17 protein-coding genes are annotated in these 20,432 nt (G+C 60.7%); 12 read left to right on the forward strand and 5 right to left on the reverse strand.

What is annotated here, in order from left to right; all coding sequences use genetic code 11:
- Positions 1-68: 68 nt before the first annotated feature.
- Positions 69-1,373 (reverse strand): diguanylate cyclase, encoded by a 1,305-nt coding sequence (locus ACSQ26_RS26430; RefSeq protein WP_436014228.1) that lies wholly within the window; start codon positions 1,371-1,373, stop codon positions 69-71.
- 185 nt (positions 1,374-1,558) lie between these two features.
- On the opposite strand from ACSQ26_RS26430, the gene ACSQ26_RS26435 reads away from it, so the two are divergent.
- From ACSQ26_RS26435 to ACSQ26_RS26470, 8 genes are all read left to right on the forward strand, one after another.
- Positions 1,559-2,371 carry a hypothetical protein gene (locus ACSQ26_RS26435; protein WP_436014230.1) on the forward strand — a complete coding sequence of 271 codons (813 nt, stop codon included), beginning with the start codon at positions 1,559-1,561 and terminating at the stop codon, positions 2,369-2,371.
- 269 nt (positions 2,372-2,640) lie between these two features.
- Positions 2,641-3,201 (forward strand): F0F1 ATP synthase subunit delta, encoded by a 561-nt coding sequence (locus tag ACSQ26_RS26440; RefSeq protein ID WP_436014232.1) that lies wholly within the window; start codon positions 2,641-2,643, stop codon positions 3,199-3,201.
- The gene (gene atpA, locus ACSQ26_RS26445) at positions 3,201-4,730 is read left to right on the forward strand and encodes a F0F1 ATP synthase subunit alpha (RefSeq protein ID WP_436014234.1); all 1,530 of its coding nucleotides are present in this window, start codon (positions 3,201-3,203) and stop codon (positions 4,728-4,730) included. Before ACSQ26_RS26440 ends, atpA begins: the two co-directional genes overlap by 1 nt.
- A 25-nt stretch (positions 4,731-4,755) precedes the next feature.
- Positions 4,756-5,637, forward strand: a complete 882-nt coding sequence (locus ACSQ26_RS26450; RefSeq protein WP_436014236.1) for a F0F1 ATP synthase subunit gamma — start codon at positions 4,756-4,758, stop codon at positions 5,635-5,637.
- Between the two features lie 23 nt (positions 5,638-5,660).
- Entirely contained in the window at positions 5,661-7,133 is a 1,473-nt protein-coding gene (gene atpD / locus ACSQ26_RS26455; protein WP_436014238.1) for a F0F1 ATP synthase subunit beta, read from the forward strand.
- Positions 7,134-7,190: 57 nt separating this feature from the next.
- Entirely contained in the window at positions 7,191-7,592 is a 402-nt protein-coding gene (locus tag ACSQ26_RS26460) for a F0F1 ATP synthase subunit epsilon (RefSeq protein WP_436014240.1), read from the forward strand.
- A gap of 174 nt (positions 7,593-7,766) precedes the next feature.
- The gene (locus ACSQ26_RS26465; RefSeq protein ID WP_436014242.1) at positions 7,767-8,912 is read left to right on the forward strand and encodes an iron-containing alcohol dehydrogenase; all 1,146 of its coding nucleotides are present in this window, start codon (positions 7,767-7,769) and stop codon (positions 8,910-8,912) included.
- Position 8,913: 1 nt separating this feature from the next.
- Positions 8,914-10,413 (forward strand): aldehyde dehydrogenase family protein, encoded by a 1,500-nt coding sequence (locus ACSQ26_RS26470; protein WP_436014244.1) that lies wholly within the window; start codon positions 8,914-8,916, stop codon positions 10,411-10,413.
- Positions 10,414-10,511: 98 nt separating this feature from the next.
- On the opposite strand, the gene ACSQ26_RS26475 is transcribed toward ACSQ26_RS26470, so the two are convergent.
- Entirely contained in the window at positions 10,512-10,973 is a 462-nt protein-coding gene (locus ACSQ26_RS26475; RefSeq protein WP_436014246.1) for a hypothetical protein, read from the reverse strand.
- A gap of 362 nt (positions 10,974-11,335) precedes the next feature.
- On the opposite strand from ACSQ26_RS26475, the gene ACSQ26_RS26480 reads away from it, so the two are divergent.
- From ACSQ26_RS26480 to ACSQ26_RS26495, 4 genes are read left to right on the forward strand one after another with little or no spacing between them, the layout of a single operon-like run.
- A complete protein-coding gene (locus tag ACSQ26_RS26480) occupies positions 11,336-13,063 on the forward strand; it encodes a type I secretion system permease/ATPase (protein WP_436014248.1) in 1,728 nt (575 codons plus the stop codon).
- Positions 13,064-14,452, forward strand: a complete 1,389-nt coding sequence (locus tag ACSQ26_RS26485; RefSeq protein ID WP_436014250.1) for an HlyD family type I secretion periplasmic adaptor subunit — start codon at positions 13,064-13,066, stop codon at positions 14,450-14,452. It begins immediately after the preceding gene.
- Positions 14,442-16,529, forward strand: coding sequence for a glycosyltransferase family 2 protein (locus ACSQ26_RS26490; protein ID WP_436014252.1), 2,088 nt, complete (start codon positions 14,442-14,444; stop codon positions 16,527-16,529). Before ACSQ26_RS26485 ends, ACSQ26_RS26490 begins: the two co-directional genes overlap by 11 nt.
- Positions 16,519-17,763: a glycosyltransferase gene (locus ACSQ26_RS26495; RefSeq protein ID WP_436014254.1), complete on the forward strand. Its 1,245-nt coding sequence runs from the start codon at positions 16,519-16,521 to the stop codon at positions 17,761-17,763. The genes ACSQ26_RS26490 and ACSQ26_RS26495 overlap by 11 nt, the downstream gene beginning before the upstream one ends.
- Here the strand turns inward: ACSQ26_RS26495 and ACSQ26_RS26500 are convergent.
- Genes ACSQ26_RS26500 through xth form a run of 3 tightly spaced genes read right to left on the reverse strand, consistent with a single transcriptional unit; the run spans position 17,751 to position 20,377 of the window.
- Positions 17,751-18,980 carry a glycosyltransferase gene (locus ACSQ26_RS26500; RefSeq protein ID WP_436014256.1) on the reverse strand — a complete coding sequence of 410 codons (1,230 nt, stop codon included), beginning with the start codon at positions 18,978-18,980 and terminating at the stop codon, positions 17,751-17,753. The genes ACSQ26_RS26495 and ACSQ26_RS26500 overlap by 13 nt on opposite strands.
- Positions 18,980-19,558: a hypothetical protein gene (locus ACSQ26_RS26505; protein WP_436014258.1), complete on the reverse strand. Its 579-nt coding sequence runs from the start codon at positions 19,556-19,558 to the stop codon at positions 18,980-18,982. Before ACSQ26_RS26505 ends, ACSQ26_RS26500 begins: the two co-directional genes overlap by 1 nt.
- Before the next feature lie 15 nt (positions 19,559-19,573).
- Positions 19,574-20,377, reverse strand: a complete 804-nt coding sequence (xth, locus tag ACSQ26_RS26510; RefSeq protein ID WP_436014260.1) for an exodeoxyribonuclease III — start codon at positions 20,375-20,377, stop codon at positions 19,574-19,576.
- Positions 20,378-20,432 lie beyond the last annotated feature (55 nt).

Consider the following 20,432-nt stretch of genomic DNA (forward strand, 5'->3'; position numbering starts at 1 on the left):
CCGGTTCTCGAAAACCACCATTTTCGCCACAGCCTCAGCCGAATGTCGATCGGTCCTAGCGGCCGAGCTTACGCCTCTTTGTCGTGAAGGACGCGATTGCGGCCCGACTGCTTGGCACGGTAGAGCGCACGGTCGGCACGCGAGAGCGCGCTTTCGATGCTTTCGGCACCTTCGAGAGGCGCAACGCCGATGCTGGTCGTGACCGAGAGGAAGCCCGCAGCCGTTTCGAATGGATGCGCGGCAATTGATGCCCTAATACTCTCGGCAATTACTGCGCAATCATTGTCCTTATCGACAAGCACGGCGAATTCTTCGCCGCCAAGGCGGGCGAGCAGGCATGACGACGGCAGGCAGCGTCCGATGCGCTGCACGAACAATTGCAGCACCTGGTCGCCCGCACCATGGCCGAAGCGGTCGTTGATCCGTTTGAACCGGTCGATGTCGATCATCAGGAGGGCGAGCCCCTCGGCGCCACCACTGGCAAGCGTCCGCGACGCCCGTTTGAAGAAGCTGCGCCGGTTCAGCGCGGCGGTCAGTTCGTCGGTCTCGGCGAGCTTCTTCAGCTCGCTGGCATAGGCGCGCTCGCGCGTGAAATCGAGATACATATTGACGTGGAAGTTTCCGATCTTGCGGTGCCGGAACTGAATGGTGCGTTTCGTGCCGTCCTTGCGCGTGATGTCGAGATCGAAGGGCGTCATTTCACGGTCTTCCGCGCGCGCCGCGGCGATCTCGGTCTCCCAACGGGTGCGCGCATAGGCGCGATATTCGGGATCGGGATAGGCGAGACGCCACCAATCCTCCGGGGTCGCGAGATCGCGTGCCGTCCAGCCGAACAGGTCCAGGCAGGCGGAATTGGCGAACTGGATGTCGTCGTCGAGATCGGCGATTTCGAGACCGAAGGGCATCCAGTTCAACAGTCCCAGCAGGTTTTCCTGCCAGCCGGCAAGCGTCACGGCGCCGGTGGGCGGCGCTTCGACAAAGGTAAACAACCGCAGAAGCTCACCATCGACATCCAGCCGGCTCACGCGGACCACAAGCAGCCGCTCCGCGCCATCGATGCTGGCGCGAAGCAGGAATGGCTCACTGGGAAAGCCGTTGATCGACCGGTTCCAGACCCGGCTGACCAGGGTCTCGGCCTCGCGTCCGACGAGACGGTGCAGGGGCAGGCCGGCAAAATCGTCGATGTCGTGTCCGAAGAGTTGCGCGGCGGCGGCATTGCCGGAGCGGGCGCGGAGTTCTCCATCGGCAACGAGTACCATCGGCACGCCGACGCAATTCATCCAGAACGTCACATGCCCGGATGTTACCCGGGCGCCCTGCTCATGGACGTCGGGAGTCACCTTCAACTCGGCGGTGTTTCGCTTGATAGTCATCAAAGCCCTGGAATTGACAATCGGCTGGCGGCATTGGGATATTTCAATCTATCCAAACGGCATAACCAAAGGGTATATTCGCAAACCAAATTCGCTGAATTTCATTGGAATGGTTAAAACCGTCATTCCCTCGCTTTCCGGGCTGTGCAATAGATCGGGAAACCTACGAGGATTTGAGGGGATCCATGGAACTCGCATTGCCGGCCTTTCCGTCCGAGCCGTGGCCGCAGGCTGCGTTTCTCGCTGTTATCATCCTTGTCATCGCTGGCCTCGCAATGCTGATCTTTCCTGCCACGAGCGGCCGGCTGCTCGGGCTCGAAAGTCGCGAGACGCGGCCGGGCGGCATCGGTGAGGTGCGTGCGGCCGGCGGATTTCTCGGCGGCTTTGCGGCCGCAGCGCTGATGTTCTTCGATCAGCCGGTGCTGGTGACCGCGCTTGGCGTGGCGGTCGGCGTTGCGGCCTTTGCCCGCATCATCTCGCTGATGTCGGACACGTCGGCGAGCCTGCTCAATTTCCTGCTGCTGATCGTCCAAGTGATCTTTGCCGTCGTCATGCTCACCTTCTTCTTCGATGTGATCACGCCTGAGATGGTACTGGCCATTCCAACCGAGGGCATGGCGCGGCTTGTCTTCTTTACCTTTGCGGCAGTGGCCGTGATCGGCTTCCTTGTTCTGTTTGCCCCGCGCATAGCGATGAGCACGGCCGGGCTGTGGGTAACGCCCGAGCGGCCGGGCGGCATTGCCTCGGTCCGCTCCACGGGTGGGTTCCTCCTGGGCCTGGGTCTGTTCGGTATGGCGATAGCAGGGCTCTGGGAGAGCGGCTTTGTCGTCTTTCTGATGCTGTGCTTCGGCTTCGCGACGGCGCTTCTTCTATCGGCCGTTGGAAGGATCGTGGCTCTCGTGCTGAACCGTGGAAATCTCGTCTTCGGCGTGATTGCGCTTGTCCTTCAGGCTGGCGCAGCGGCGGTGGTCATTCTCTACGTTTCGAGCGCGGTGTGATCGCACCTCCGGGCGCCCCAGGGGAATAATATTCTCCGCCGGGAATCATATGCTTGCAGGATTGGCAAATAAATGCGCAACAGCGGTAACATTCGGTAATATCCTGTGTTGCGAGTCAAAATCACCTATGCTAGATGGCTTGCGAGTTTTCGGGGTATATGGGCTAAAACGCTTGTGAAGACCCGAAAAAATAAAACAATTTCAAGGTTTTAATGATTGCGGTTGCGCCGCAGCAATGAAAACCGCAGGGAATGAGGGAAACTCAGCGAGTGGCAGATTCATCGCAATCCGTTTCCGGCGTGGCCGAGCGCTACGCCTCTTCACTTTTCGCGCTCGCCCTCGAAAGCGGCGCGGTTCAGGAAGTGGCCACCGCACTCGACAATTTCCAGGCCATGATCGACGGCTCCACCGACCTGCAGCGGCTCATCAAGAGCCCGGTCTTCTCGGCCGACGAACAGCTCAAGGCAGTCGATGCCATTCTCGCCAAGGCCGGCATTACCGGTCTTGCCGCAAACTTCATCAAGGTCACCGCCTCCAACCGCCGCCTGTTTGCCGTACCCGGCATGATCAAGGCGTTCCGGGAGATCCACGCGCGTCATCGCGGCGAGATTTCGGCTGACGTGACCACCGCACATGCGCTGACCGCTGTGCAGGAAACCGAATTGAAGGCGGCGCTCAAGGGCGTCACCGGAAAAGACGTGACGATCAATGTCGCTGTCGATCCCACCATCCTTGGTGGCCTGATCGTCAAGCTCGGCTCGCGCCAGATCGACACGTCGCTTCGCACGAAATTGTCTACACTTAAGCTTTCACTGAAAGAGGTCGGCTGATGGATATCCGCGCCGCGGAAATTTCCGCAATTCTCAAGGACCAGATCAAGAATTTCGGCAAAGAGGCTGAAGTCACCGAAGTTGGTCAGGTTCTGTCGGTTGGTGACGGTATCGCCCGCGTCTACGGCCTCGACAATGTCCAGGCCGGTGAAATGGTTGAATTCCCCGGCGGCATCCGTGGCATGGCGCTGAACCTCGAAGCCGACAATGTCGGCGTCGTGCTCTTCGGTAACGACCGCGACATCAAGGAAGGCGACACCGTCAAGCGGACCGGCGCCATCGTGGACGTGCCGGTTGGTCCGGAACTGCTCGGCCGCGTCGTCGATGCGCTCGGCAACCCGATCGACGGCAAGGGTCCGATCAATGCCAAGCAGCGTTCGCGCGTCGATATCAAGGCTCCCGGCATCATTCCGCGCAAGTCGGTGCATGAGCCGATGTCGACCGGCCTCAAGGCGATTGACGCCCTGATCCCCGTCGGCCGCGGCCAGCGCGAACTCGTCATCGGCGACCGCCAGACCGGCAAGACCGCGATCATTCTCGACACGATCCTCAACCAGAAGGCCATTCACGACAATGGTCCGGAGGCTGAGAAGCTTTATTGCGTCTACGTCGCTATCGGCCAGAAGCGCTCGACCGTTGCCCAGTTCGTCAAGGTGCTTGAAGAGCGTGGTGCACTGCAATATTCGATCATCGTTGCCGCGACCGCTTCGGACCCGGCTCCGATGCAGTATCTTGCACCCTTCGCCGGCTGCGCGATGGGCGAATACTTCCGCGACAACGGCAAGCATGCCCTGATCGGCTATGACGACCTTTCCAAGCAGGCCGTTTCCTATCGCCAGATGTCGCTGCTGCTGCGCCGCCCGCCGGGCCGTGAAGCCTATCCGGGCGACGTCTTCTATCTGCATTCGCGCCTCCTCGAGCGCGCTGCAAAGCTCAATGAAGACAACGGCGCTGGCTCTCTGACCGCTCTGCCTGTTATCGAGACCCAGGGCAACGACGTGTCGGCCTTCATTCCGACCAATGTGATCTCGATCACCGACGGCCAGATCTTCCTTGAAACCGACCTGTTCTACCAGGGCATCCGTCCGGCCGTAAACGTCGGTCTGTCGGTGTCGCGCGTCGGTTCTGCCGCGCAGATCAAGGCGATGAAGCAGGTTGCCGGCTCGATCAAGGGTGAACTCGCCCAGTATCGTGAAATGGCCGCCTTCGCACAGTTTGGCTCGGATCTCGACGCCTCAACCCAGCGCCTGTTGAACCGTGGCGCCCGCCTGACCGAACTCCTTAAGCAGCCGCAGTTCTCGCCGCTCAAGACCGAGGAACAGGTCGTGGTGATCTTCGCCGGCGTCAATGGCTACCTCGACAAGATCGCCGTCAGCCAGGTCGGCAAGTTCGAACAGGGTGTGCTCTCCTATTTCCGCAACGACGGCAAGGCGGTCCTCGACACGATCCGCACCGAAAAGCAGATCTCGGACGATACCCGCGCCAAGCTCAAGTCGGCTCTGGACAGCTTCGCCAAGACCTTCGCCTGATCGGCAGAGATAGGACGGATAACGGATGCCTTCACTCAAGGATCTGAAAAACCGCATCGCTTCAGTCAAGGCGACGCAGAAGATCACCAAGGCGATGAAGATGGTCGCTGCGGCAAAGCTTCGGCGTGCCCAGGAAGCTGCGGAGGCCGCACGGCCCTATTCGCAGCGTATGGGCGCGGTTCTGGCCAATATCGCACAGGCTGAAGGCGGCGGCGCCGATGCGCCGGCGCTGATGACCGGCACCGGCCGCGACGATGTTCACCTGATTATTGTCGCGACCGCGGAGCGCGGCCTTTGCGGCGGCTTCAACTCGCAGATCGCCCGCACGGCCCGCGACCATATCCGCGCGCTGCTCGCCGACGGCAAGAAGGTCAAGATCATCTGCGTCGGCAAGAAGGGTTTCGACATCCTTCGCCGTGAGTTCGCCAGTCTGATCATCGAGCGTGTCGACCTGCGCGAAGTCAAGAAGATCGGTTACGTGAACGCGGAGGCGATCGGCCGAAAGGTGATCGCGCTGTTCGAGAACGGCGAGTTCGATGTCGCGACGCTGTTTTATTCGGAGTTCAAGTCGGTGATCTCGCAGATCCCGACGGCACTTCAGCTGATCCCCGCGAGCGCGCCATCCGTGGCTGCCGCCGACACTGGCGCATCCGCGGTCTACGACTACGAACCGGATCCGGGCGCCATCCTCGGCGATCTCATTCCGCGCAACATCACCGTGCAGATTTTCCGGGCCTTGCTCGAGAACGTCGCCGGCGAGATGGGCGCCAAGATGAGCGCGATGGACAACGCCACGCGCAATGCCGGTGAGATGATCAACAAGCTGACGCTCAGCTACAACCGCCAGCGTCAGGCCCAGATCACCAAGGAACTGATCGAAATTATTTCGGGCGCCGAAGCGCTCTAAGAAGTTAGGAAAGAGGATATATCATGGCTCGCGCAGCTACGAAGAAATCCGCCGTGGAACCCGCTGCAGCAGCGGCAGGCGCCATCGGCAAGGTGACCCAGGTTATCGGCGCTGTCGTGGACGTATCGTTCGCTGGCGGCGACCTGCCGGCGATCCTGAACGCGCTTGAAACCCAGAACCAGGGCAACCGCCTTGTTCTGGAAGTCGCGCAGCATCTCGGCGAAAACACCGTCCGCACGATCGCCATGGACTCGACCGAAGGTCTGGTTCGCGGCCAGGAAGTCACGGACACGGGCGCTCCGATCATGGTTCCGGTCGGCGCGGAAACGCTCGGCCGTATCATGAACGTCATCGGCGAGCCGGTCGACGAAGCCGGGCCGCTGGTCACGCCCTACAAGCGCGGCATCCACCAGGACGCTCCGTCCTATGTCGAGCAGTCGACCGAAGCACAGATCCTCGTCACCGGCATCAAGGTCGTCGATCTATTGGCGCCTTACGCAAAGGGCGGCAAGATCGGCCTGTTCGGCGGCGCCGGCGTCGGCAAGACCGTTCTGATCATGGAACTCATCAATAACGTCGCAAAAGCGCACGGCGGTTACTCGGTATTCGCGGGCGTCGGCGAGCGCACCCGCGAAGGCAACGACCTCTATCACGAAATGATCGAGTCGGGCGTCAACAAGCATGGCGGCGGCGAAGGCTCCAAGGCAGCCCTCGTTTATGGCCAGATGAACGAGCCGCCGGGCGCCCGCGCTCGCGTCGCGCTGACCGGCCTGACCGTTGCTGAAGACTTCCGCGACAAGGGCCAGGACGTGCTGTTCTTCGTCGACAACATCTTCCGCTTCACCCAGGCGGGTTCGGAAGTGTCGGCTCTGCTCGGCCGTATTCCTTCGGCCGTGGGCTATCAGCCGACGCTCGCTACCGACATGGGCACGATGCAGGAACGCATCACCACCACCACCAAGGGTTCGATCACCTCGGTGCAGGCGATCTACGTCCCCGCCGACGACTTGACCGACCCTGCGCCGGCAACCTCGTTCGCCCACTTGGATGCAACGACGGTTCTCAGCCGTTCGATCGCTGAAAAGGGCATCTACCCGGCTGTGGATCCGCTCGACTCGACCTCGCGCATGCTCGACCCGATGGTGGTCGGCGAGGAGCATTACGAAGTGTCGCGCCAGGTTCAGACGACCCTCCAGCGCTACAAGTCGCTGCAGGACATCATCGCCATCCTCGGCATGGACGAGCTCTCGGAAGAGGACAAGATCGCCGTTGCCCGCGCCCGCAAGATCGAGCGCTTCCTCAGCCAGCCGTTCTTCGTCGCCGAAGTCTTCACCGGTTCGCCGGGCAAGCTGGTCGCGCTCGAAGACACGATCAAGGGCTTCAAGGGTCTCGTGAACGGCGACTACGACCACCTGCCGGAAGCTGCCTTCTACATGGTCGGCACGATCGAAGAAGCGGTTGAAAAGGCCAAGAAGCTGGCTGCCGAAGCCGCTTGATGATGCGCCGGGCGTGGCATGCCGCGCCTCACGCTCCTCTAGAAAGAGTGAATGAGAATGGCTGAAAGCTTCAATTTCGAACTCGTATCGCCGGAGCAGCTGCTGCTCTCGGCCAAGGTCACGGAAATCGTGCTTCCGGGTTCGGAAGGCGAAATGACCGTCATGGCCAATCACTCGCCTGTGATGACCACGATCCGTCCCGGCATCGTGACCGTGAAGCAGGAAGGCGGCGAGACGCAGAAGTTCGTGGTGTTCGGCGGCTTTGCCGACATCCTGCCGACAAGCTGCACCCTGCTCGCCGAATCCGCGCTTGCTGTTTCGGAATTCCGCAAGGATGCACTGGCAAAGCGTGTCGAACTAGCGAAGGCCGATCTTGCGATCGCCCACAGTGACGAGGGCAAGACGCGCGCGGCGCAGCTGGTTTCGGACCTCGAAAGCCTGGCTTCCGTCGCCGCCTGAGCGATCTGATCCGACCTGATCGATGCAAGCCCTCGGCACTGCCGGGGGCTTTGCTTTTTGCCCCGTCAAACCCAGGTTTTATGTCGCATTTGACTGTCTGAAATGGCGCGCGAACGCGATAGTTTCGCGGGCGAGATGATCCGGGCCACGGGTCGTTCACTGCCGGAGACATCAATGCAATTTTCGCTTTCCGCCATTCCGGACATCAAGTTCGGAGCCGATGAAATCAACAATCTCGCCGGCCACGCCAAAAGCCTCGGCGATATCAGAAAAGCCGCCATCGTGATGGATGGCTTCCTCGTCAGCAGCGGGCTTGGCGCCAGGGTGACGAGCGCGCTGCGCGATGCCGGCATCGAGGCTGTCATCTATTCGGGCTTCGCGGGCGAACCCAAGCTCCAGCATGTCAGGGATGCGAGCCAGGTGGCGGGCGGGGCGGATCTGATGATCGGCATCGGTGGCGGCTCGGCACTGGATATCGCCAAGATCGTCGCGTGCACGGCAGCGTCCGGCGAGGATGCCATGCATTACGCACTCGCCGCCAATCCGCTGCCGAAGACGCCGCTCAAGAAGATCGCCATCCCGACCACCGCCGGCACAGGCTCCGAGACCTCGGCGACCAATATCTTCGCCGGACCCGAAGGCAAGAAGCTCTGGATATGGGGCGCGGAGAGCAAGGCGGACCTGGTGATCCTCGATCCGGTGCTCACCGTGTCCCTGCCGCCGAACCTCACGGCATGGTGCGGCATGGATGCCTTCATCCACGCCTTCGAGGCCTCGACCAACCGAAATGCGCATCCGGCCGGCAAGGTGTTCGGCCACGAGGCGATGCGGCTCATCGCCGCCAACCTGCCGACTGCGGTGAACGATCCCGGCAATGTCGAGGCGCGGGGCAAGGTTCTGCTCGGCTCCTGCTACGGCGGCGTGGCGATCGACAATTGCGGCACGGCGATCGCACATAACATCTCCCATGCCATGGCCGGGCTAGCGCCGATCCATCATGGTCTCGCGACTGCGCTCGGTTTCGAAGTGTCGACGCCGTGGCTTGCGGAAGCCGATACGGCCGACCTGAACGAAGCTGCCAGGGTGCTTGGCTTGAAGCGTGCGTCGGAAATTCCTCCATTCGTCAGCCGGCTTATGGATTCCTGCGGTATCAAGCGTGCGATCCCGGCGGCGTTCGATAAATATACCGTCATCGATCTCGCGGGCGAGATGAAGGCACCCGAGAACCAGCCGATGCGGCGCTCGACGATCCGTGACGTCTCCGACGCCGACCTCGACACTTTCGCCCAGGCGATCATGACAATGCAAAGGGAAGGCTGAGATGACCGGTCAATATACGCGCGAATACTGGCAGTCGGCGCTCGACGCCGCAACGCTCAACGGCCGGATGTTCATCAACGGCGGGTTCGAGGACGCGGCCGACGGCACGACCTTCGTCCGCATCCGCCCGATGGATGGTAAGCCGGGCGGGACATTTGCGCGTGGCAAGGCAGTGGACATCGATCGGGCGGTGGCAGCGGCACGCGCCGCTTTCGAATCGGGTGTCTGGCGCAAGAAGGATCCGGCCGAGAAGAAGCGCATCCTGTTGAAATGGGCGGACCTCATAAGGGAAAACCGCGAGGAACTGGCATTGCTCGAAACGATCGATGTCGGCAAGCCGGTGATGGCGTCGCTCAATGTCGACGTGGCGCTCGCCGCCAATTGCATCCAGTATTACGCCGAGTTGTGCGACAAGCTCTATGACGAGGTCGCACCGACCGGACCCAATGACCGGGCGATCGTGCGCAAGGTGCCGCTTGGCGTCATCGGCGCGATCACGCCGTGGAACTATCCCCTGATCATCGACAGCTGGAAGCTGGGACCGGCGCTGGCTGCGGGCAATTCGGTCGTGCTGAAGCCCGCCGAGCAATCGTCGCTGTCGGCGATCCGCATCGCCGAACTGGCAAGCCAGGCCGGCCTGCCGGATGGCGTGCTGAACATCGTCACGGGTTATGGCGAAGAGGCGGGGCAGGCGCTGGCGCGGCACATGGATGTCGACATGATCGCGTTCACCGGCTCGACCGAAGTCGGCAAGCTGATCATGGGTTATGCGGCGCAGAGCAACCTGAAGCGCGTGGCACTGGAACTCGGCGGCAAGTCGCCGATCGTCGTCTTTGCCGACGCTGATCTTGACGCTGCCGCGTCCGCCGCGGCCTGGGGCTGCTTCTACAATGCCGGCGAGACCTGCCATGCGTCGACACGGCTGCTTGCCGAGCGTTCGATCATGGATGAATTGATCAGCAAGATCGAAGAGGTAACCGCGCGCGAGATCACGCTCGGCCATCCCTTTGAGCCGTCGGCCCAGATCGGCGCGCTGATCGAGGACGCGCATCTCGAGAAGGTGCTTGGGATGATCGAGGCCGGCGAAAAGGAAGGTTCGAAACGTGCCTTCGGCGCCGAGAAGGTCATGGCCGAGACAGGTGGTTCCTATATGTCGCCCGGCGTCTTTGTCGCCAAGTCCAACAGCGACTCACTGGCACGCAATGAAATCTTCGGACCTGTGTTGACGGCCATCGCCTTCGACGGTGAAGAAGAAGCGCTTAAGCTCGCCAATGACACGAACTACGGGCTGGCCGGAGCGGTATTCACGTCCGACATGGGTAAGGCGCATCGTGTGTCGGAAGGCATTCACGCCGGCACGGTGTGGATCAATACCTATGATATTTCGAGCCTTGCTACGCCGTTCGGCGGCTTCAAGCAATCAGGCTTCGGTCGCGATCGCTCGGTGCATGCCATCGACAAGTACTGCGACTACAAGACCATCTGGCAGAGGTTCGGCTGAGAGCCGAGGTACGCGAGGTCTTGGCTCGTCGCCTTGCTCCAAGAAACGGCAACAAAAAAGGGCGCCGGTGGCGCCCTTTTCCATGAACCTGATAGGGATTAAGTAATCACGATGTGATCTTCGGCATTGGCCTTGAAATCAGCCTTGGCAACATCCTTGAGGACGATCTTGCTGCCGCCGCCGAGATTGATCTCGAGGTCGCCGTTCTTCAGCTGCTTGGTGTGCTTGATGACATCAGCAACATTCTTGATGGTCTTCGAACTGGCGATCTGGAGCAGATCGTTGTCCACATCGAAATCGGTGATCGTGTCCTTGCCGGACTTGGAAGCGAAGGTGAAGGTATCTGCACCAGCGCCGCCCGACAGCATGTCATTTCCGCCGCCGCCGCCGAGAACATCGTCGCCGTCGCCGCCGTACAACCAGTCATTGCCGCTCCCGCCCGAAAGCGCATCGTCGCCACCATTGCCCAAAAGCAAGTCGTTGCCCTGAAGGCCCTGGAGAACGTCGTTAAATTCGTCGCCTTCCAGAACGTCAAAGCCCGCAGTTCCTAGCGTTGCCATGTTTTTTCCTTTCCCACTCTACGAATCATAAGAGTCTAGCGTATTAACCGGCTTTCTTGCACAGCTCGCAATCTTTTGCAAATGACAATATCTGTCATTGGGACGGTAAGGATCCCTTAACATATATTCGTCACGAACGTTTGGTTAACGAAGCCACCGGTTGTGTGCTGGAATACACCGATTCTTTGGTTTGCGAAAGGGTTCACACATTCCGCAGGCGATTGGGCCGGCATTTTTGCCAAGCCTGAAACCGGCTTGTCACGGTTGCGCTATGGGCGTGGTGACGCACCGGCGGTTCCGTCTGGCAAACCGGATGTTTTGACTGTATAAGATGATGAAATTGCCAATGAGAATGGGTTGTGATGCGGCCAGAACCAGTTGCGCTTCTCCAGTCCGCGCGGAAGATGTTCCTGCGCGGCTTCATTTATGCCGGGGCGGTGAGCTTCTTCCTCAATTTCTCGATGCTCATCGGCGCAATCTTCATGATCCAGGTCTATGATCGTGTCTTGCCGGCCCAGAGTTACGACACGCTCTATGGCCTGATGATCATCGGCGGGTTGGGCATCCTGATCTACGGCCTGCTCGATTTCGTCCGTAACTGGACCTACACGATCATGGCGCATGGATTCGCACAAAGGTTGAATCTGCCCGCGCTGCAGGCCGGCGTCATACGCTCGATCGAGGGTGGCGTGCATGAGGGTGGTTCGGTCATCAAGGATATTGCCGAGCTTCGCGCTTTTATTTCCAGCCATTCGATTTCGGTTCCTCTCGACGCGTTCTGGTCGATCGTCTTTCTTGCCGCGCTCTACCTGATCCACCCGGTTTATGCCGCGGTCGCGGTCGGCTTCATCCTGGTGATGATCATACTCAACTTCGTGACGGATGTCCTGACGCGTCCAGCGATCCGGGCCGCGAACGAAGCGCAGTCCAGGCACGTTCAAGAGGTGGCGAATTCGCTTCGCCACGCGGAGGCGATCGAGGCCATGGGCATGTTGCCGGCACTCGCCCGCACGTGGCGCCGCTCTCAGGCAGAGATGCTGGAGTTCTCCAAGACCGCCGACGTACGTTCGCGCGTGGTGCTGGCAATATCCAAGTCATTGCAGAAGAGCCTGCAAATGGTCATCATTGCGACCGGTGCCTTTCTGGTGCTCAATCATTCGGTCACGACAAGCGTGCTGTTTGCCGGCATGGTTCTGACCAGCCAGGCCGTTTCGCCGTTCGGGCATATGATCGAAAGCTGGCGCCATTGGGTCGAAGCCTTTCATGCCTGGGGCAGGATCAAGAAGCTGATAGAGACGGAAGGATCGGCGCGGCAGAGCATGCCGGCGCCCGTCGCGGATGGCGACCTCTCCGTCGAGAACCTGGTCTACCTGCCCGAGGGCCGCAACATTCCTGTCTTACGTGGCATAAACTTCAGCCTCAGCCCCGGCGAAGTGCTGGGCATTGCGGGACCGTCCGGCGCCGGTAAGTCGACGCTGGCGCGGTGCCTGACCGGGATCATCAAGCCCACCGTTGGCGGTGTGTTTCTGGATGGTCATTCGACCTATCTGTGGGAGCGCGGCTCCTTCGGCAAGGCGGTCGGCTATCTTCCGCAGAACCTCTCGATCATCGACGGAACGATCCGGCAGACGATCGCGCGGATGCAGGACAGCGATCCGCGCGATGTCATCCGTGCGGCGCAGGCGGCAGGCATCCATGAGTTGATCGGACGGCTTCCGCACGGCTATGACACGCCGATCGCCGAAGGCATGCACATGCTTTCCGGCGGCCAGATGCAACGGCTCGCGCTGGCTCGCGCGCTCTATGGCGACCCGAAGCTGATTATCCTGGACGAGCCGAATTCCAATCTCGACAACAATGGCGAGCAGGCGCTTATCGCTGCGGTCCGGCAGGCCCGCGCGCGTGGTGCGATCATCATCATGATCGCGCATCGTCCGTCGGTGATGGCCGTGGCGGACAAGATGATGATCCTCGAACATGGAGCGATCAAGCAATTCGGACCGCGTACCGAAGTCATCGAGATGATCGAGCCACGCTCACAAGACCGGCAAAAGCGGATTCGCGCGGTCACCGGAAACGGAGCGCAATAAATGGCCGAACAGGTTACGCTTTCGCCCGCAGAGTATCGCTATTCCGCCCCTGACAAGGCGGCACTCAGCGAATGGGAAGATGTGTTGAAGGAAGAGCAGAGCAACCAGGTGACGTTGCTCGGACCCATCCTGCTCGGCTTGTCGATCCTCGTCCTCGGCATCGGCGGCTTCATGGCTTGGGCAGCCTCAACTGAAATGGCTTCTGCTTCGGTCGCGTCCGGCCGGGTTATTGTCGAGAGCAATACCAAGACCGTGTCTCATCTCGAAGGTGGAACGCTGAAGGAGCTCCTGGTCCAGGACGGCGACAAGGTGCAGGCCGGCGCGCTGCTGGCCACGCTCGACGTCACCCGCAGCCAGTCGTCGCTCACGCAGCTTCGCCATCTCTATTTTGCTGCCCAGGCGAGACAGGCCCGTCTGGTCGCGGAACGTGATGGGAAAAAGACCTATGACTTCGACGCAAAGACGCCCGAGGGGGTGGATGCGTCGGTTGCGGATGGCGTGCTCGCAACCGAGAAGCGCCTGTTCACCGAGCGTACAAGCCTCTACCGTGACCAGATCGCTGCCGACGAGTCTGGTATCGCACAGCTGGCAAGCCAGCGGGTCGCGATCGAGGCGCGCAAGAAGTCCAATATCGAGCAAGCCGCTGTGGTGCGCCGAGATCATGAGACGTATGTTGATCTTCAAAAGAGGAAGCTGATCACCAACGCCATGCTGAACGACAAGAAACTTCAACTTGTCGAACTCGAGACCCGGATTGCCGAAACGGACGCTACGCTCGCGGAAAACAGCCAGCGGAAAACCCAGCTCGAGCTGTCGCTCACCAACCGGCGAAACGAGTATCTCCGCGACGTTTCCGAGAACTTGCAGCAGGCCCAGGCCGAGATCTCCAGCGTCCGGCAACAGATCATCGCGGCCGAGGATGTGGTCGCCAAAGCCGCGATCCGGGCGCCCCTCGATGGCACTGTTGCGAATATCAAGATCCGTACGCCGGGCTCCGCCGTCATCGCCGGTCAGGCTGTGCTCGACATCGTGCCTGCCAACCAGCCGATGGTGATCGAGGGCCGTGCGCGGGCCATAGACATCGACCAGATCCGCCTTGGCCAGCAGACGGAAATCAGACTGAGCTCCTTCGGCGCGGCCGAACTCCGACCGCTCATCGGCCATGTGACATATATCGCGCCTGACAGCATTGTGAATGAACAGACGGGCGAGGTGACCTTCGCGTTCCGCGCCAAGATCGATCCGGCGGAACTCAAAAGTCAGCCAAATCTGTTCCTCTATCCGGGCATGTCGGCCGAGGTCTATATCGTGACGGGCGACAGGACGGCGCTCGCCTATCTGGCAGAGCCGATCAGGAAGAGCTTCTACAGGGCATTCCGTGAGCAGTGACAATACGCTGAGCCCGGCTGCCGGGGTGTTCTGGCTGATCGGTGTACGCGTGCTGCTGCTTTGGGGGCAGGGCTCCGATGGGGCTTTCCGGCACGCCAAACAGCTCGATCTCCGCGCGGGCAATACATCCGTCACGGCGTTCCAGATGGCGCCTGGTTTCAATGTCGCGGCGCTAGCTGGCAGCTGGCGGCAGGCCTCGGATCTGGAAGAGTTCGCCGCTGCCGTGGGCCTTTCGGCCAGGGATCAGGCGTCATTGATCGCTGCGGTCTTCGGCACCGTGGCGCCGATGTTCCGGCTGCTGGACGACGAACGGTTCAAGGCGTTGACCGCGCTCTTCTTTGCGACGCCCGGCCTTGCCGGCGGGCACGCGCATGTCGATGCCGTGTCCGGCATCAAAACAGCGATAGTCACCCTGCCGTCCCGAGCGCGCATTGCGGAGGGTGACATCATCGTATCGCAGGGCGAGACGATCGGCATTGGCAGGGTGCGGTCGGTCGTGGGTTTTCTGGCGCGCGACAACGATGGTCAGCGGCTGGCGGCGATCGACTTCTCCACGCCACCCGTCGCAGGTCCTTCACTGGTCGTTACAGCGCGGGGCTTCGCTCTTCTGAGCCTCGTCGTCGAGCGCCACGAAGATATCGGGGCATTCCGCAAGCTGCACGCTTCGGCTTCTCCCGATCGCGTCAGCCTGCTCCACTCCGCTGACGGTGACGCCGCAGTGGAACTCGACGTCCTGGCGCGCCGGAAGGCCGGTTCGGCATCGATCTCGGAGCCGGCGCTCGGCTTTCGATTTGACCTTTCGGCTTTCGCCTCCATGCCGCACGGGCTTTTCGTCGCGGGCTGGTTCCATGATCCGGACGGCCTCGTCGAGACGATGACGGCGATCGATCACAGCCTTGTCGATGCAACCGTTTCCGATCGATGGATGCTGCATTCCGGACAGACCGGCGCCAAGGATGCGCGCGTCCATGTGACCTGCTATGCAGCTTTTCTGCCGCGCCGCGAAGAGCAGTGTGCGCCATCCTCGATACGCTTTCGAATTGGCCTCGCCAATGGCGAAAATCATTTCGTCGATGCTCCGCGATTGGCCCAAGATCTTCTCAGCCAGCGCAAGACGATCCTCAACGCCATCGCCGGCCATGCCTTCGATCTCGATGTGCTGCGGAATATCTACCGGCCCGCGCTGGCGCCGTTGCAGGACGCACTCAACAGCCGGCAATTCGTTCGCGAGACGTTTGAATACGGGCCAAAATCCTCGCGAAAAGTCTCTGTCGTTATTCCGCTTTACAGGGAAATCGGCTTCATCCGGTCGCAGCTCATCGCCTTCGACGTCGATCCTTTTGTCCGCGCCTCGTGCGAGATCGTCTATGTCATCGATGATCCGCTGATCGCGCTGCGGGTCAGGAACATCCTGAGCGGATCGGTCCATGTTCATCGGCTGGATATCAAGCTGGTCGTGCTGGGACGGAACGGCGGCTATGCGCTCGCTAACAATTTCGGCGTCGATGCCGCGGATGGCGAGACGATCGTACTGATGAACTCGGACGTCATTCCCGAGGACAGCGGCTGGGCGGAGCCGCTGGTGGACAGGCTGGCAACGCTTCCGGCCCGTTCCGTGATCGGTCCGAAACTGATCTATGCCGACGAGAGCCTGCAGCATGCCGGAATGTATTTCTTCCGGCTCGAGACCAGTCACTGGCAGAACATGCACTATTTCAAGGGTTATGGGCGCGCGCTGCCACCAGCGGACAGGGAACGTGAGGTGCCGGCGGTAACAGGAGCCTTGATGATCCTGCGAAAGGCCGACTATCTCGCTGCCGGCGGGTTCACATCAGACTATGTCGTGGGCGATTACGAGGATAGCGACCTTTGCCTCAAGCTGAGGGCAATGGGCGGCACATGTCTCTACATGCCTGATGTGGCGCTCTTTCATTTCGAGCGACAGTCTATGCAGGATAGCACTGTCGAACGGGATCTCGGCTCGACGATCTATAACCGGGCGCTGCATACCGACCGCTGGAACGACACGATCGAGGCACTGATGGCACGGTTCGACGAGGTCGGCGATGCCATCTAGCAAAGGCATATTGCAGATCGCGCACAGCCATCCGCGGTTTCATCCCGGCGGCACCGAACTGACTGCATTGGCGCTGCATCGCGAGGCGCTCGAGCAGGGACTCGAGAGCTGGTATCTCGGCGCGCTCGATGGCACACAGATCACGCCCAACCAGGGCACGATGATGATTGCGCTGACGCCGGACCAACGCGAGTCGGCGCTGTTCGCCAACAACTTCATCCGCTTCAAGCTGGAGCAGCAGGAGCATCATGGCTTCCTCCGGGAGTTCGCTGAATATCTGAAGTTCCTCCGGCCGGATGTGGTCCATATCCATCACGTGCTGAACTTCGGGCTTGAGGGGTTGCATGTGCTGCGGAACGTGTTGCCCGCGGCGAAAATCATCCTCAGCATCCATGATTTCTATCTGATCTGCGCCAATAACGGGCAGCTCTACAAGCACGACAAAAAGCAGCGCTGTCCCGGCCCGACGATGGACCAGTGTTTGAAATGTTTTCCCAACCGCAACGCCAACGATTTCGCCATGCGGGCGCTGGATATCCGCAACGCGCTTTCGCTCTGCGACAATCTCGTCTCGCCATCCCAGTTCCTGAAGGGCAAGCTCGACCGGTATCTTGGCGTGCCGATGGAAGTCAGCGTCGTCGAAAACGGTTATCTCGGCAGCGACCCCGCCATCGCCGATCCGCCGGTGACGCGATCGAGCGACGGTCCGGTGTTCGGATATTTCGGCAATATCTCGGCCGTGAAGGGCCTGGCCGACCTGCTGGACGCCGCTGACCTGCTGATCGAAAGCGGCAAGGCGGAGTTCAGCATCCATGTCCATGGCGCCCAGCTCTTCGAGGATAAGGTTCTCGCCGATCGGATGGAAGCGGCGAAAATGACGCTGGGCCGGAAGATCACGTTCCTTGGCGGTTACCAGTCGGACGAACTTGTGTCGCTCCTGACGCACGTTGATTGCATGGTGTTCCCGTCGGTCTGGTGGGAGAATGCGCCGCTGGTGGTCTATGAGGCGCTTCATGCCGGCCGCCAGGTGATCGCTTATCCGCATGGCGGCGCGCCCGAGATACTCGAACGCTACGGCGCAGGCATAATCGCGGAACGCTCGGACGCGGCCGCGCTTGCCGAGGCAATGGCAAAAGTCATCGATGATCGGTCGCTGACCGAGATTTCCCTGAATCGGCCGATCCCACTGCGAAGCGATCTTCTCGCCGCTTATGGCAAGTTCTACTTCGGCTGAGCCAGCACGCGAGCGAGCAGTTCGCTGTGCCTCGCCAGGGCGAGTTCCGCTGCCCAGCGCTCTTCGATCGTGCGGCGGGCATTCGAGCGCATCGCTTCGATTTCAGGTCCGCCGTTCAGCGCTTCTTCGATACGGGCAGCGATGTTTTGCGGATCGAAGAAGTTCGCGAGCAAGCCGTTTTCCCGATCACGGATGAATTCCCGCACCGGCGCGGTATCGGAGCCGATCACCGCGCAGCCGGTCGCCATGGATTCCAGCATCGACCATGAGAGCACGAACGGCACAGTCAGATAGACGTGCGCCGAGGAAATGCGCAGCACGTCGCGGTAGGCGGCATAATCGAGCTTGCCGAGGAAATGCGTGCGCGAGGGATCGATCGCGACCGATTTCATGACCTCGTGGAAGTGATCTTCGGTGCCGTGTCCGGCACCGTAATAGACTGTCCGATCGCCGAGGATCAGTGCCTCCACCAGGGGGTCGCGCGCTTGAAGCAACGCAAGCGCGTCCATGAAGGGTTTGAAGCCGCGGAAAGGATCGGCCCCCCGTGCAACATAGGTCACGACGCGGTCGTTGCGGGCCAATTTCCGTCCATCCGGGAGCGAGAAAGTTGCCGCCGGCTCGGGCGAGAAGAATTCCATGTTCACGCCATCGGGCGCCACTTCGATCGACGGGCGAATGGAGGCGGGAAACTGCGACTTCTGGAATTCCGTCGGAGCGATCAGCAGGTCGCCGGCCGCCAGATCGCCGAGGATCGGCAGGTTCATCAGGCTGGTTCCGATTCGGATGCCGATGGGCCGTGGGGCTGGGTTGAGAAATTGGGTGCTTTCGGGTGTGTTGTTGAAGAACCACTCGCAGTATTTGATGAATTTCGCCTCGGGAAAGGCATCGTGCAGATAGGCGGCGCTTCCCCAACCCGTATGCGAATAGACCACATCCGGCACCCAGCCTTCCTGCCTGAGCGTATCGGCCTTGCGCGCGAGGCTCACGGCCTCGCGGATGAATCGCTCGGTGCCGGCAAGTGCGCGTTTCTCGTTGCGCTCCGGCGGAATCTCCTCGCCGTATTCGATCAGCCGGACGCCATCGACCGGGTCGCTCGACCGTCCGTCACGAAGCCCGCGATGGAATGCGATGACATCATGCTTGGCTTCGTCCAGGAAATGCTTTGCCAGCCTCGCGAACTGGCCCGGGAAATATTGATGGACGAAAGCGATCCGCATCAGAAAATGCCGAGAAAGCGCTTCCTGCGCTTCTTCTTTTCAACGACAAGCTGGCGCATCATCTCGTCGATCCTGACGAAGAAGACCTCGGCCGATTCCATGCGGTTTTCAAGCCTGATCAGGCGCTGCGCCAGATCATCGGGCAGGTCGGGCGTCTCGACATGACTGCCGGGAGAGCCATGGTCTTCCATTCGCGTCTTGACGTCATCCATGTCCTGCTTGAGAAGGATGAGCGCGCTGTCGTAACGCTTGGTGAATGAGTTGAAGAGCGCGTCCAGCGTACGCTCGTCATTGGTCGCGATGGGAAGCGCGATCTCGCCATGCTTCTGTGATTGCGCGATGACCATCAGCCCGTTGACCGATGTGATGTTCGAGGGCAGTTCGATCCTGAAGGCATGGTCGCCGGCGCCGATGCCCGATTTCGGCAGGTCTGGCCGCAGAATGTTCGCGACACCGGTCGCCACGATCTGGGTGCCGAAATTGACACGGACAATCACATGTTCGCCGGGGGCTTCCTTATTGTAGGCCCAGCCGGTCAGGTGGGAGTTCGCGAAGTTATCTACGCGGCCAGTCAGCATTCGGAATCCCTCATGTCACAGTTCGAAGCGGGCGATCACCGGAACATGGTCCGATGGTTTCTCCCAGCCTCGCGCTTCTCTTAATATCTCGATTTCCTGGAGTTGTGGCCCGAGATCGGGCGAAGACCAGATGTGGTCCAGCCTGCGGCCCTTGTTCGCGGCCACCCAATCGGTGGAGCGGTAACTCCACCATGTGTAGAGCTTCGCCGGTTCGGGCGTGTAGTGCCGCATCAGGTCCAGCCAGTTGCCGCGTGCAATGACTTCTTTCATTCCGTCGGTCTCGACCGGCGTGTGGCTGACGATCTTGAGCAACTGCTTGTGCGACCAGACATCGTGCTCGAGCGGGGCGATATTGAGGTCGCCGACGAGGATCGACGAGACGCCTGCCTCCGCTTCGGAATGAAGCCCCTTCATCTCCTCGATATAATCGAGCTTGTGGGCGAACTTCGGATTGATCTTGGGATCGGGCTCGTCGCCGCCGGCGGGCACGTAGAAATTATGCAGCCGGATCGTCCTGGTCCCCGTGCGGAATTTGACCGAGACATGCCGGGCATGGCCGACACTGCCATGGTCGCGGCGGTCGTGTTCCTCGAGCGGCAGGCGGGAGACGATGGCCACGCCATGGTAGCCCTTCTGGCCGTGGATCGCCTGGTGCAGATAACCGCGATCATTGAACGGCGCGATCGGAAACTGGCCGTTCTCGCACTTGGTTTCCTGCAGGCAGAGAATATCGGGCTGCTTCTCATCCAGGAACCTCTCGACGATCGGCATGCGGAGTCGTACCGAATTGATGTTCCAGGTGGCAATCGTCAGCGGCATGCAGGCAGTCTCCGGGCACGTGAATCGCGCCGGACACTAGTGCGTTTTTACTGGG

Origin of the sequence: Rhizobium sp. LjRoot254, from assembly GCF_964254105.1 — a bacterium.
Classification (GTDB): domain Bacteria; phylum Pseudomonadota; class Alphaproteobacteria; order Rhizobiales; family Rhizobiaceae; genus Rhizobium_E.